The sequence below is a fragment of the Levilactobacillus parabrevis ATCC 53295 genome (assembly GCF_001434055.1).
Classification (GTDB): domain Bacteria; phylum Bacillota; class Bacilli; order Lactobacillales; family Lactobacillaceae; genus Levilactobacillus; species Levilactobacillus parabrevis.
This window is the reverse complement of the sequence record NZ_AZCZ01000014.1, coordinates 1-12,531: the sequence shown is the minus strand read 5'-3', so window position 1 is coordinate 12,531 and position 12,531 is coordinate 1. Positions and strand designations below refer to the sequence as shown.

General features: G+C 49.9%; 10 protein-coding genes. 7 read left to right on the top strand and 3 right to left on the bottom strand.

Annotation, left to right across the window (positions count from 1 at the left end):
- Positions 1-81: 81 nt before the first annotated feature.
- Complete coding sequence (locus tag FD07_RS05040) at positions 82-1,689, top strand: CTP synthase (RefSeq protein ID WP_020089156.1); 1,608 nt, start codon at positions 82-84, stop codon at positions 1,687-1,689.
- Positions 1,690-2,146: 457 nt separating this feature from the next.
- Here FD07_RS05040 and FD07_RS05030 read toward each other — a convergent pair whose 3' ends face one another.
- On the bottom strand, positions 2,147-2,422 hold the full coding sequence (locus FD07_RS05030; RefSeq protein ID WP_020089154.1) for a type II toxin-antitoxin system RelB/DinJ family antitoxin: 276 nt from the start codon (positions 2,420-2,422) through the stop codon (positions 2,147-2,149).
- Between the two features lie 64 nt (positions 2,423-2,486).
- Positions 2,487-2,909: a MarR family winged helix-turn-helix transcriptional regulator gene (locus FD07_RS05025; RefSeq protein WP_020089153.1), complete on the bottom strand. Its 423-nt coding sequence runs from the start codon at positions 2,907-2,909 to the stop codon at positions 2,487-2,489.
- Positions 2,910-3,032: 123 nt separating this feature from the next.
- Between FD07_RS05025 and alsS the strand changes: the two genes are divergently transcribed.
- Together alsS and budA are read left to right on the top strand one after the other, a co-directional pair.
- Entirely contained in the window at positions 3,033-4,709 is a 1,677-nt protein-coding gene (gene alsS / locus FD07_RS05020; protein ID WP_020089152.1) for an acetolactate synthase AlsS, read from the top strand.
- A 13-nt stretch (positions 4,710-4,722) separates the two neighbouring features.
- Complete coding sequence (gene budA / locus FD07_RS05015; protein ID WP_020089151.1) at positions 4,723-5,433, top strand: acetolactate decarboxylase; 711 nt, start codon at positions 4,723-4,725, stop codon at positions 5,431-5,433.
- 600 nt (positions 5,434-6,033) lie between these two features.
- Here budA and FD07_RS05010 read toward each other — a convergent pair.
- On the bottom strand, positions 6,034-8,367 hold the full coding sequence (locus FD07_RS05010) for an ABC transporter ATP-binding protein/permease (RefSeq protein WP_020089150.1): 2,334 nt from the start codon (positions 8,365-8,367) through the stop codon (positions 6,034-6,036).
- A gap of 444 nt (positions 8,368-8,811) precedes the next feature.
- Here FD07_RS05010 and FD07_RS05005 point away from each other — a divergent pair, with 444 nt between their 5' ends.
- The 4 genes from FD07_RS05005 (at position 8,812) to FD07_RS12755 (ending at position 12,528) form a co-directional block, all read left to right on the top strand.
- On the top strand, positions 8,812-9,348 hold the full coding sequence (locus FD07_RS05005; RefSeq protein WP_020089149.1) for a TetR/AcrR family transcriptional regulator: 537 nt from the start codon (positions 8,812-8,814) through the stop codon (positions 9,346-9,348).
- Positions 9,349-9,472: 124 nt separating this feature from the next.
- Positions 9,473-10,762: a UDP-N-acetylglucosamine 1-carboxyvinyltransferase gene (locus FD07_RS05000; protein ID WP_020089148.1), complete on the top strand. Its 1,290-nt coding sequence runs from the start codon at positions 9,473-9,475 to the stop codon at positions 10,760-10,762.
- Between the two features lie 100 nt (positions 10,763-10,862).
- Complete coding sequence (locus tag FD07_RS04995; RefSeq protein WP_020089147.1) at positions 10,863-11,114, top strand: type B 50S ribosomal protein L31; 252 nt, start codon at positions 10,863-10,865, stop codon at positions 11,112-11,114.
- Between the two features lie 247 nt (positions 11,115-11,361).
- A complete protein-coding gene (locus tag FD07_RS12755; RefSeq protein WP_020089146.1) occupies positions 11,362-12,528 on the top strand; it encodes a MucBP domain-containing protein in 1,167 nt (388 codons plus the stop codon).
- Positions 12,529-12,531: the final 3 nt, after the last annotated feature.

Genomic DNA, 12,531 nt, shown 5'->3' with positions numbered 1-12,531 from the left:
GTGAAGTAGCTCCCTATTCCGAATGAATAGGGAGCTTTTTTATAGTTTGAAACCCTAAATAATCTTACAAGGAGTTTGCACATGACCAAATATATTTTTGTGACTGGCGGCGTGGTTTCATCACTAGGTAAGGGGATCGTTGCTGCTTCCCTAGGACGGCTGTTGAAGAACCGTGGGTTAAACGTAACCATTCAGAAATTCGATCCGTACATTAACGTGGATCCCGGCACGATGAACCCTTATCAACATGGGGAAGTCTTCGTGACCGACGATGGGACCGAAACGGATTTGGACTTAGGTCATTACGAACGTTTCATCGATAACAATCTGAACAAGTACTCAAACGTGACGACTGGTAAGATTTATTCAGAAGTTTTGGAAAAGGAACGGCGTGGTGATTATCTGGGAGCAACTGTGCAAGTGATCCCGCACATCACCGGCATGATCAAGGAAAAAATCATGCGCGCCGGCAAGACGTTGGGCGCTGATTTCGTTATCACTGAAATCGGTGGGACCGTTGGGGATATCGAATCCCAACCCTTCCTGGAAGCCATTCGGCAAATGAAGTCCGAAGTGGGCGACGAAAATGTCGTTTACATCCACACAACGTTGGTTCCGACCCTGCACGCGGCTCACGAAATGAAGACGAAGCCTACGCAACATTCCGTGCGGGAACTCCGGAGTATTGGGATTCAACCCAACATTTTGGTTGTCCGGACTGAAAACCATATTACCGATGACATGCGGCAAAAGATTGCGTTGTTCTGTGACGTGCAACCATCCGCGGTTATTGAATCTATGGACGTGCCAACCATCTATTCCATTCCATTACGCTTACAGGAACAGGGCTTAGATCAAATCGTCTTGGATCACTTCAAGGTCGACGCACCGAAGTCTGACATGACGAAGTGGGCCCAGATGGTCGATCACATGCAAAACTTAAAGCGGACTATCAAGATTGCCCTGGTCGGCAAGTACGTGGGCTTACACGATGCCTATATCTCCGTGGCCGAAGCCTTACAACACGCCGGTTATCCGGTCGATGCTCAGATTGATTTGGACATGATTGATGCCGAAAAGATTACTGATGACAATGTTTCCGATATCTTAGGCGCTGCCGATGGGATCATCGTTCCCGGTGGGTTTGGTGACCGGGGGATTGAAGGCATGATTACGGCCATCAAGTACGCCCGTGAACAGGACGTGCCATTCCTGGGAATCTGCCTGGGGATGCAAGTTGCCAGCATTGAATTTGCGCGCGACGTTCTCGGCTACAAGGATGCCAACTCCACTGAAATGGACTCCGAGACTAGCCACAAGATCATTGACCTGATGGCCGATCAGACTGACGTCCACGAAATGGGAGGGACCCAACGGTTGGGGCTATACCCTTGCAAGCTGTTGCCAGGGAGCAAGGCCGCTGCGGCTTACGACAACCAAGCAATGGTCCAAGAACGTCACCGTCACCGTTACGAATTCAACAACCAATACCGTGCCGAAATGGCAGCCAAGGGTTTGGTCTTCTCCGGGACGTCTCCTGACGATCACCTGGTCGAAGTTATTGAACTGCCAGAAAAGAAGTTCTTCGTGGCTTCCCAATACCATCCAGAATTTCTCTCCCGGCCTAACCGTCCTGAAGGCTTGTTCCGCGACTTTATCGCCGCTGCTAGCAAAGAAGTTAAGGACTAGGCTATAAATCAAGTTAATGTCACTAAATAAAACGCCACATCGTCCATATTTCTGGAAGATGTGGCGTTTTTTACGTGCGAGTATTTTTACGAAAATAGGTCACTATGAGTGCCGATAGCTAGCAATGTCGTCACATCGGTACTGTCATAAAAAACTAGTAAATGATTTCCATTGTGACCATCGAAATGTAGCTCGAGGACTTGAATCGTGACGTGTTCACTTGTAGGCAGTCGACGTTTGATTTGCTTTTCTAATGCTTTTGGAAAATGTAGAGGATGAACGTAGAAATAATCAGGGATCTCGCTCCCAGTCAGTAGGCAGTCGGTGACATAATCCCAAGGAGATCTTTCATCACTATCGAAGGGAACATGTCCCTCAAAAATAGGGCGCCAACGAGGACTTTTCCTGACGCGTCTCAATTGATGCTTGAACTGTGAAGTTTCATTAAGGATGTGGCTCATTCACGCAATGACCGTTCAAACGCCTCTTTGGAGGTGCCACCGGATAATGATTTGTTATTGGTCATAGCATCAGTCATTTCCATAATTGAATCAACAACTTCCTGTTTAGGCTGTGCAAAGTGTTCAGGAAGACCGTTGTTGGCGACTGAAGTTAAAACGATCCGCAAATACTCTGAAATTGTGAGTCCGTTTTTTTCAAGTTCAATCTGTGCACGAACTTTAACGTCATGCTGAACTCTAGCGTTGATACGATCTGTTTCTTTAGTTTGCATGGAACCACCTCCAAAACATAGTGTACACCATGCGTCGTACACGTCAACTGATCTTACTCGCCGATTAGTCCACTTCAATAATATTCGTCACTGCCGTCTCAATCGCTGGAATCAGTGGACTATTGGCGTCGATGCCGGTTTGGTCAAAGCGGTCCTGCCACCAGCTACGGCGGATCGTTTGTACCTGGTCGACCACGTCTTCGCCGGCAGAGGTCAGCGTCAACAATTGCGTCTTGCCCGTGCCAGCGGTCTTGGTCAGGTAGCCGAGGCCGAGAATCTTGTTGACCTCACGGGTGGTTAGCCCCTTGTCGATGACCAGTGTCTTAGCAACCTGATTTTGATTAATGTCGGGGTGTTCGTGAACCGTCAATAAAACGCAAGCAGCCGTGGGGTTGAGCCCCAATTTGGCAAACGCCTCACGCGTGTCCTTGTAGTATTTGCGGTGCAGAATCGAAATGTCCTGTGCCAAATAACCGAGATCTTTCATGGATAACTCCTTCCCCGAAATCTTCTGTGTTGACAAAACAACTTAATGCCATTATGATGAATCTAAGTTGACTTGTCAACACAATCAAATGACTGAATAAACTTTAAAAAAGGCGGGGTAACGGTGAAAGATACGAAGACTGGTGCACAAGCACTGATTCAAAGCATGATTAATCAAGGCATTAAGTATGTTTTTGGTATTCCAGGAGCCAAGGTCGACCAACTATTTGAGGGTATTGAATACAGCAAGGATCCACGCGCGCCCAAATTAATTATTACGCGGCACGAGCAGAATGCAGCGTTGATTGCTTCTGGGATCGGCCGGCTGACTGGCAAGCCCGGCGTAGTTGCGACGACTTCCGGTCCCGGGGTATCGAACCTGACGACCAGTCTCATCACGGCCACGGCCGAAGGGGACCCCGTCATCGCCCTCGGTGGACAAGTTCCGCAAGACGATATTGGTCGGCTGACCCACCAGAGTATTCCTAGCAAGGAACTGATGAGCTCGGCCACTAAGTCTAGCGTAGAAGTTCAGAACGCCAATAGTCTTTCTGAAGCGTTTGCAAACGCTTACCAGACGGCAGTTGCACCCAAGGCGGGCGCTACTTTTATTTCTCTGCCACAAAACGTCCTGAACGGCGCCGTTGATCGACCAGAAATCAAGGCCGTGCCAACGGTCGATCAAGGGGTGGCGGACGCTGCGACCATTGATGCCATCGTCGAAAAGATTCAGCATGCTAAGTTGCCCGTCATCCTAGCCGGGATGCGAGCCTCAGCCAGCGACGTGACGGCGGCTATTCGCGAGCTCTTACAGCATGTTGCTGTTCCCGTTGTGGAAACGTTCCAAGGTGCCGGGGTGGTCTCACGTGACTTGGTCACCAACTACTTTGGTCGGGTCGGCCTTTTCCGGAACCAAGTCGGCGATAACTTGCTAAAACAAAGCGACTTGGTCATCACGGTTGGTTACGATCCCGTGGAATATGAAGCGCGTATTTGGAATGCCGATCGGACAGGCGATGTAATCAGTTTGGACAGCGTAGTTCCTGAAATTACCACGGACTACCAACCCGAAATGGTTGTTCACGCCGACATTGCCAAGACGCTACGGGCCATCGTCCAGAAGTTACCTGCTGATTGGGCTCTGTCCGAAGAGGTTCAGGCGCAACTCGACCAGTCTGGCAAGACGTTAGCCGCTCAGGCCGAAGCACCCGCTGCCGATGACCAACACGGAATTCACCCACTGGCCATCATCCAAGCGCTTCAGAATAAGGTAAACGATGAAACGACGGTCACCGTTGACGTCGGCAGTTTCTACATCTGGATGGCCCGCTACTTCCGGAGCTACCAACCACGGCACCTCCTGTTCAGTAACGGGATGCAGACGCTGGGGGTTGCCTTTCCGTGGGCGATTGCCGCTGCGTTGGAACGTCCCGGCCAACCAATCGTTTCGGTTGCCGGTGACGGGGGCTTCCTGTTCTCCAGTCAAGAGTTGGAGACGGCGGTCCGCTTGAAGTTACCGATCGTCCAATTGATTTGGGACGACGGCGCCTACGACATGGTGAAATTCCAAGAAGTTGCCAAATACGGTCACGAAGCCGGGGTCAGCTTTGGCCCCGTCGACTACGTCAAGTATGCCGAAAGCTTTGGTGCCACTGGCTTACGCGTCGATCATGCCAAGGACTTGGCCGCGACCTTAGATCAGGCTTTCCAGACTGAGGGACCCGTGGTCGTTCAGATTCCGGTTGACTATCGGGACAATTTAAAACTAAAATCATTATTGTTGAAAGATGTTTTAAGCTAAAGGGAGTAATGATATGAACGAAGCAACACTCTATCAACACGGGACCTTGGCTTTATTGGTTCCGGGCTTATTGACGGGAACGCTGACGATGAAGGAATTACTGGCTCACGGTGACACCGGGATCGGTACCGGGGAAGGCTTAGACGGCGAGCTGATTATTCTCGACGGCAAGCCTTACCAGGTCAACAGTCGTGGCGAGGTCAACGTGGTGCCGGAGAGTTTCACGTTGCCATTTGCCAACAGCCACTTCGCCGCTTATCAGCCACTGATGACGGTGGAGAATGCCACCAAGGAAGAGCTACACGATCAGGTGCTGGGCTTGACGCACAACGCCAACACCTTCTTCTCCATCCTGGTCACCGGGACCTTTACAGACGTGAAGACCCGGGCCGTGGCGAAATCCGAACGGCCATTCAAGTCACTAGCAGAAACGGCTAAGCAACAGAGCATCTTCACCCGCGACAAGGTGGAGGGGACTCTGCTTGGTTACTACTCACCACAAGTGTTTGACGGCGTTGCAGTAGGTGGTTACCATGACCACTTTCTGTCAGCGGCCCACGACTTTGGCGGGCACCTGCTGGACTTCGGCACGGTGACGGGGGATGTCCAGGTGCAAACGTTCTCAACATTGGAACAGCATCTGCCGGTAGATGACCAAGCATACTGCGAACACGATTTCGCCAAAGATGACATCCAAGGCGCCATCCACGAAGCAGAAGGCTAACTGGGTCTTACCAGCACGCCTTACCGGGTGGCAGAAATCGGCCGTGACGCTGTGGGCGGGCGTCTGGAGCCGTAGTGCGGTCTCCAGACTTGGCCATGAACCTCTGAGAAACGAGTTTCACAGCCACCAATTCTCTAAGTGGCTGTGCCACTTAGAGAATTCCCACGGCTGGGCCGATTTCTGCCACCCTCACGGCTTACATGGTAGCTCACCGGGCAACGGTGGTGGAAACCGGCATGAAGTCGGGCGGAATTAAAAGTTTTGAGTTGATATAATTGAAAAAAGGTCCCGCAAATCGAAATTGATTTGTGGGACCTTTCTGTTAGATTAAATTTGAAAAAAGTGAGGACCCGTCGTCATTGCTGTAACGAATGTTCATTGGTTAAAAGCTAGTCTAGCCGGAGGAGGTCAGGATGTAGTCAGCCGTGGCAGCGCTGTTAGACCGGGCGTTTGTTTTTTCCCGGTCTTACAGCGCAGGGCGTGTTTGGAAACTCGCATGACTTTTGCGAGGTTTCAAACCGAGACGGAAGCCAGCTTCTTGGCTGGAGTCGGTCCTCACAGCAGACGGAATCCTGACAGCCGCAGGCGATAGTTCTTAACCTATTCCGAACGCAATGCCGTTGCCGCGTCCTTCTTGGCCGCCATCCGTGCTGGGATGTGGCCACCCAACATGGTTAGAACGGTACTGATGATAATCAGCACGATTCCGTGGACGGGGTTCAGGTGCGCGACGTTGCTGAGGTCGGTAATGCTCTTTAAGACGATGTTGATGGGGAAGGTCAGGAGCCAAGCGATGATGACTCCGAGAACCCCGGAACCCACACCGAGGATGAACGTTTCAGCATCAAATACCCGGGTGATATCTTTCTTCCGGGCCCCTAAGGCCTTGAGAATCCCGATTTCCTTGGTCCGTTCGAGGACGGAGGTGTACGTGATGATGGCGATCATGATCATGCTGGTAACCAATGAGATCCCGGCGAAAGCAACGAGGACGTAAGTGATGGCATCCATCAAGCCCCCGGTCAGGTCGGAGACAGTCCCGGCCATATCGGTGTAGATCACCTTGTCGGATTTGCTCTTACCCTTGTTGTACTTGTCCAGGTAATGGAGGACCTTATCCTTGTTCTTAAAGGTGTTCGGGTAGATCAGGATACTTGCTGGGGTGGTCGAGCCACCAAGGTAGCTGACCAAGTTAGTCTTGGTATCCTTGTTAACGGTCTGACCCGTCATAACGTTGCTGTCGGCCTTCTTTTGGGCCTTTACAATATCAGAGTTCTTGTTGGCTTTGATAATGTTTTGCGTCAGTTTGTCGCTGTAGGCAATCCCGGAAGACAGAACGTTCTCAGAGGATTTTGACTTGACCCGCAGAATACCGGCAATCTTGATGGTCGTGTTGTCTTTGTTATTGTAAAGGGAATTCGTTGCCTTATTTGGAACGTAGTTACCAGTAGGCAGGCTTTGGTAGTAGTTATTGTTGTTGACAACTTTGATCTTCGTGCCGACAATCTTATCGTAGTTCAACTTTTGATTGTCCTTAACGTCAAAGTTTAGATTCTTCAGGGCATTGATGTTTGTCGAGTTGTCGCGGTCAACGAGTAAGATCACATCGTTGGCACTCTTGGGATAACTCCCGGCGATGACCTTGTAGTGCTTCTTCAGGAAGTTCGTGCCGCCATCGTTAGCGCTCGGGTAGACGGAACCCCCGACACCAGTCGAAGCGGACATGGCAGATTGCATGGCACTTGGACTGTTCGAATTGCTACTGTCGGCGTTGGAGAAGGAGACCGTCTTGGTCTTGCCGTCCGTTTGCCGCAGGAGGTTCATCCCGGTCGCGTAGGTGTAGGTGATGTTCTTACTTAAGTTACCGTTAATGTTTTTAACGTATTTTAAGTAACTCTTGGTAATCTTGTTTTGGTGAACGGATTTGTCGGCGTCACTGATCTTAGCGACGACCTTGTTGGACTTGGTCGTCTTCTTATTGTTCTGGGGACCAGTGGTCGAGCTGTCCTGGGCCGTTTGCGAAATGGTGATGGGGAATTGCGCCAGCGTGTTGGACTGGGTCTTGTTGATCTGGGTCTGAAAACCATTGGAGAGGGCCAGCACGATAGCGATTCCGATGATCCCGATACTGGAGGCAAATGCCGTCAGCGCGGTTCGCCCCTTCTTGGTCCGAATATTGTTAAATGACAGCTTCAATGCGGTCCAGAAGGTCATCTTGGTCTTCTTTAACTTGAATTGTTCGGCATCGGCGTGATCGTCGTAGGGGTCGGAGTCGTGTTGAATCTTCCCATCGGCGAACTCGATGATCCGGTCGGCGTATTCGTGGGCCAGGTCAGGGTTATGGGTAACCATGATCACCAGTCGCTCAGCGGAGAGTTCCTTGATCAGCTTCATAATTTCTTCGCTGGTTTCGGTATCCAGGGCACCAGTGGGTTCGTCACACAACAGAATCTCTGGTTCGTTGGCGATGGCCCGCGCGATAGCGACCCGTTGGAGTTGCCCACCAGATAATTGGTTTGGCTTCTTATTGATATGGTCGGTCAAGCCGACGCGGTCGAGGGCCTTGAGGGCCTTTTCCTTCTTTTCAGCGTTGGAGACACCACTCAGGGTCATCCCCATTTCCACGTTGTCGAGGATGCTCAGGTGGCCGATGATGTTATAGCTCTGGAAGATGAAACCCACAGAATTATTCCGGTAGGCGTCCCAGTCGGCGGCGGAGAAGTCCTTGGTCGATTTACCTTCGATAGCCAAGTCCCCGGAGTCGTAAATGTCCAGGCCACCGATACCGTTCAGCATGGTCGTCTTCCCAGAGCCACTTGGGCCAAGGATCGCAACGAACTCTTGGGAGCGGAAAGCAACGGAAACATCGTCGAGGGCCTTCGTGACAGAGTCCCCCACGTAGTAATATTTCTTGATGTGTTTGAGTTCCAGCATTTAAAATAATCCTTCCATTTTTTGAATTCGACTGTTGTTTGCGGTGTATTTCTGATAAAATATACATTAATGCAACACCGTGTCTAACATGATAGAAATAAAACCGTTAATTGGCAAGCGCCAATGTCAACAGAACTGTTGTCTTTGCAACTGTTTTGGCCAAGGTGTTGCGCTAATGACAGGCCGCCGGCGTCCAACGATGCCTAGGCTAAAGGTCCGTCACTTACCTAACTTAGATGAGTTGCGTGACTGAGCGGTTTTAACGTTAGACAATGAGCATAGACTAAAAACAACCCGTTGACCGGCCTTAACTTTACCATGAAGTGGGGGTTGGCGGCACGTAATGTCTCTTATAATTAATCTATTAAGCAACTGCGATGACGATATGATTTGTGTCGGAGCAGCGGAGAACTGTCGGTGTGCCGGCAAGTGGGAGTGAGAGTTATGGTTGGTGTGAAAAATAATCGGCGGGCCCAGTATACCCAGCGTGTGATTCAGGATACTGTGTTGTCTTTACTTGAGAGTAAACCGATTAACGCCATTTCGGTCACGGAGGTCTGTACGATGGCCGATGTGAACCGAACCACGTTTTACCGGTACTACACCGACATCTATGACTGCGTGGCGAGCATTGAACGGGCCTTTGTGGCGGCTTTGCACCCGTTGAAGGGAGCCAGCCCCAGTCAGGCCTTAGAACACCTCCTGACGGCATTCTATGAAGATAAGAAGCTAAGTAATCTGGTCTTCATTGAAGGTCGAACCGATTTATTGAAACGGATGCAGGAGTTGGTTGCCCAGACAGGGCCTAAGTCGCCGCATATTGCGGACTACCAGGGTGCTTACATTGGCGCTGGCCTACAGAACATTTTAAAAAAATGGGTGAAGGACGGCATGCCCGAATCCCCACATAAACTAACGAAAATCATTATCGACACCATACTCGCCAAGAACCTAGATGACCTCCGAGACGAGGTATTGTAGTGGGCTAATATTACATTTTAGCCAGAATACCGGGAAAGTGTTGTCTTTTTGCCCGGCATTATTTATCATGGTATCTGACTGTATGGAATTAAAAGGAAGATTATTAAGTGAGGATAGCTTCATAATGAAAAAAATGATAATTCACGGCGGCCGTCGCCTTTCTGGAGAAGTGACGATCGGTGGCGCCAAAAACAGCACAGTGGCTTTAATTCCGGCAGCGATTCTCGCTGATACCCCGGTCCGTTTTGATATGGTACCGGATATCCTTGACGTGCACAATTTAATGTTAATTCTGAAATCAATGAACGTGCGCTCAACATTCGAAGACGGGGTCTTGACCATTGACCCAACTGAGATTGTGGAGGCACCGCTACCTAGCAAGGCTATCAAGAGCTTGCGGGCATCGTACTATTTTATGGGGTCCTTGTTGGGGCGGTTCCAACGGGCCACGCTAAGTTTCCCGGGTGGCGATAACATTGGTCCACGGCCAATCGACCAGCATATCAAGGCATTCGAAGCCTTGGGCGCTTCGGTGGAGGAACATGACGGCACGGTACGCATCACGACCGGTCCCGAAGGCTTGCATGGTGCCCGGATCTTCTTGGACATGGTCTCAGTCGGGGCTACGATCAATTCGATCCTTGCGGCGGTCAAAGCAGTGGGGACCACGGTGATTGAAAATGCCGCTAAGGAGCCCGAAATTATCGATGTTGCGACGTTCCTGAACAACATGGGAGCGCACATTCGAGGGGCCGGTACCGATGTGATTCGTATCGAAGGGGTACCAACGCTGCGGGCGATGAACACCCACACGATTATTCCGGACCGGATCGAAGCCGGGACCTACCTGTCGATGGCTGCGGCCGTTGGGGATGGCGTCGTTATTAAGAACGTGATTCCAGAACATCTCGAAGCCTTTACGGCCAAGATGATCGAAATGGGCGTGCCACTAGAGATCAACGAAGACAGCATTTACGTGCCACGTTCGGAAAACCTCAAACCGATTCGCATCAAGACGATGCCCTTTCCTGGGTTTGCGACGGACCTGCAACAGCCATTAACGCCGTTGTTGTTCCGGGCGAACGGGAGTAGCGTGGTTATCGATACCATCTATCCCAAGCGTATCATGCACATTGCGGAGCTGCGGAAGATGGGTGCTAACATTCGTTCGGAGGACGACATGATTGTGGTCGATCCGAGTGAGGGGCTGACGGGCAGTCAGGTCGAGGCCGGTGAAATCCGGGCGGGCGCTGCGCTGGTCATCACGGGACTCATGGCCGATGGCGATACTGAAATCGAAGAGGCCGATAACATTCTGCGGGGTTACGATCGCATCGTTGCTAAGCTGACGGCGCTGAACGCGGATGTTGAAATTGTGAGTAAAGAAAGTTTGGTAGAAAACGGCCAAGATTAGCCATTGCCCGTAATTGGGTTTCATGGTATAATTCAACGGTTGACGATTAAATCAATCTCTGGCTCAGTAGATGAACCAGGGCAAAGGAGCGTAATACATTATGAAGCAAGGAATTCACCCAGATTACCACGAAGTTGTGTTCCAAGACTCAAGTACTGGCTTCCAGTTCTTGTCTGGTTCAACGGCAACTTCTGACGAAACGGTTGAATGGGAAGATGGCAACACTTACCCATTGATCCGTGTCGAAATTTCTTCAGATTCACACCCATTCTACACTGGTAAGCAAAAGTTTACCCAAGCCGATGGTGCTGTGGACCGTTTCAATAAGAAATACGGTTTGGCAAACGACTAATTATAATAAATATGATTTGTCGCCGGTGGCAGTTTATGACTGCTACCGGTTTTTTTGTGTTCATTTTTAGTGTATCAGTGACCACTTCTAGAGTGACACCAGGGAAAGCAAGCACAGAGCCAATCTAACGTGATGTGAGGCTGGCTCACATAGAATATGCGATCAGTCTGATTAATAATCGACATGTTTTACCACCTGCTGTGTTAAACTGAGCAATGTATACCAATCATAATAATGAGGTGATTCTATGACTGATCTGGTCCGCCGGCTGTTGGTGGCCGGCCTCACGTTAATCCTAGCGGGTGGCGCAATTGTGCCCGTGACGACCCAGGCAGCAACGGCGAGTTCTGTGGATGCGGTAGCGGGCGATGCCAGTGTTATCCCTGAGCGTATTCAAGTTGATTTGGTACAAGTGCCATACAATCTAATCACGGATGAAAAGGGCGTGACAACTCATGTTCCTTGGTATCCAGAGAATAAGCAACTCTACACTGTTCAAGAAGTGGCAGATGATAATTTTCACGAAATTTTTGTTTCGGATGTCGGTGAAGATGATGCTTCCGATAATGTTGCGGTAGCTATGCATTTTCTCGGCGGTGGTCTTTTAAATACGCCTAATGAATCCTTAGCCGATTATCTAACGGGTGACGATTTAAAAACATATGGACTCACTGAAGGAAAGGATTTAACTGAATTTCTCGGCACGTATGTTTATGTGCTCAGCTGGGCACTAAAGACGGCCGCTCAGATCTCTCTAGATCCAGAAGGCGTAGATATTGACGCAATTGTAAAGGACTATCAGGAAAATATCCGTCAAAAGCGATTGGAAGCCTCTACGAGTGAATTAATAAAAAATTTTAGGCCAATGCTTGATTCATATTTTGGAACTAAGGAAGCAATACTAGGAAATTATAATGAAGTTTTGAATTTAAAATCAAAGATTTACTTATCGCAATACTCTGCAGAACAACTCAGTAAACTAGATCCAGAAGCCTCAGAAGTACAGGAGCGGGCATTGCTAGGGAGGTCACTCAAGAACTTTGTGACCCAGCAAGATGTGGATGGAACTATGAAGGATGTTGCGGATGGTCAATTAAGCATGGCGGGACAGCCAAGCTGTTTTGTATTTAAAAGGGTAGCTGCACCCACCACACCGTCTACAGTCTCCAGCAAGCCTGTTACTATCCGTTACGTTGACGAGCAAGGCCAGTCATTAAAGCCGGATAAAACGTTGACCGGATCCCTGGGAGCTGATTACCAGGCAGAACCGCTTGAGATTTCTGGGTACAACCTGGTTAAGACGACTGGAGAGGAAACAGGGAAGTTTACCAGTTCTGAACAGACCATTACTTATACTTATTGCAAGGTGGCAGATCCAGCCGTTAAGAGAAGTGGTCCCCTGTCAATAAAATAGACA

Bases quoted from the DNA above. Each gene is read 5' to 3' on its own strand.
- FD07_RS04995 (WP_020089147.1), top strand. From the start codon at position 10,863: ATGAAGCAAGGAATTCACCCAGATTACCACGAAGTTGTGTTCCAAGAC.
- FD07_RS05025 (WP_020089153.1), bottom strand. From the start codon at position 2,909: ATGAAAGATCTCGGTTATTTGGCACAGGACATTTCGATTCTGCACCGC.
- FD07_RS05010 (WP_020089150.1), bottom strand. From the start codon at position 8,367: ATGCTGGAACTCAAACACATCAAGAAATATTACTACGTGGGGGACTCT.
- FD07_RS05040 (WP_020089156.1), top strand. From the start codon at position 82: ATGACCAAATATATTTTTGTGACTGGCGGCGTGGTTTCATCACTAGGT.
- FD07_RS05000 (WP_020089148.1), top strand. From the start codon at position 9,473: ATGAAAAAAATGATAATTCACGGCGGCCGTCGCCTTTCTGGAGAAGTG.
- FD07_RS05030 (WP_020089154.1), bottom strand. From the start codon at position 2,422: ATGCAAACTAAAGAAACAGATCGTATCAACGCTAGAGTTCAGCATGAC.
- FD07_RS05005 (WP_020089149.1), top strand. From the start codon at position 8,812: ATGGTTGGTGTGAAAAATAATCGGCGGGCCCAGTATACCCAGCGTGTG.
- budA (WP_020089151.1), top strand. From the start codon at position 4,723: ATGAACGAAGCAACACTCTATCAACACGGGACCTTGGCTTTATTGGTT.
- FD07_RS12755 (WP_020089146.1), top strand. From the start codon at position 11,362: ATGACTGATCTGGTCCGCCGGCTGTTGGTGGCCGGCCTCACGTTAATC.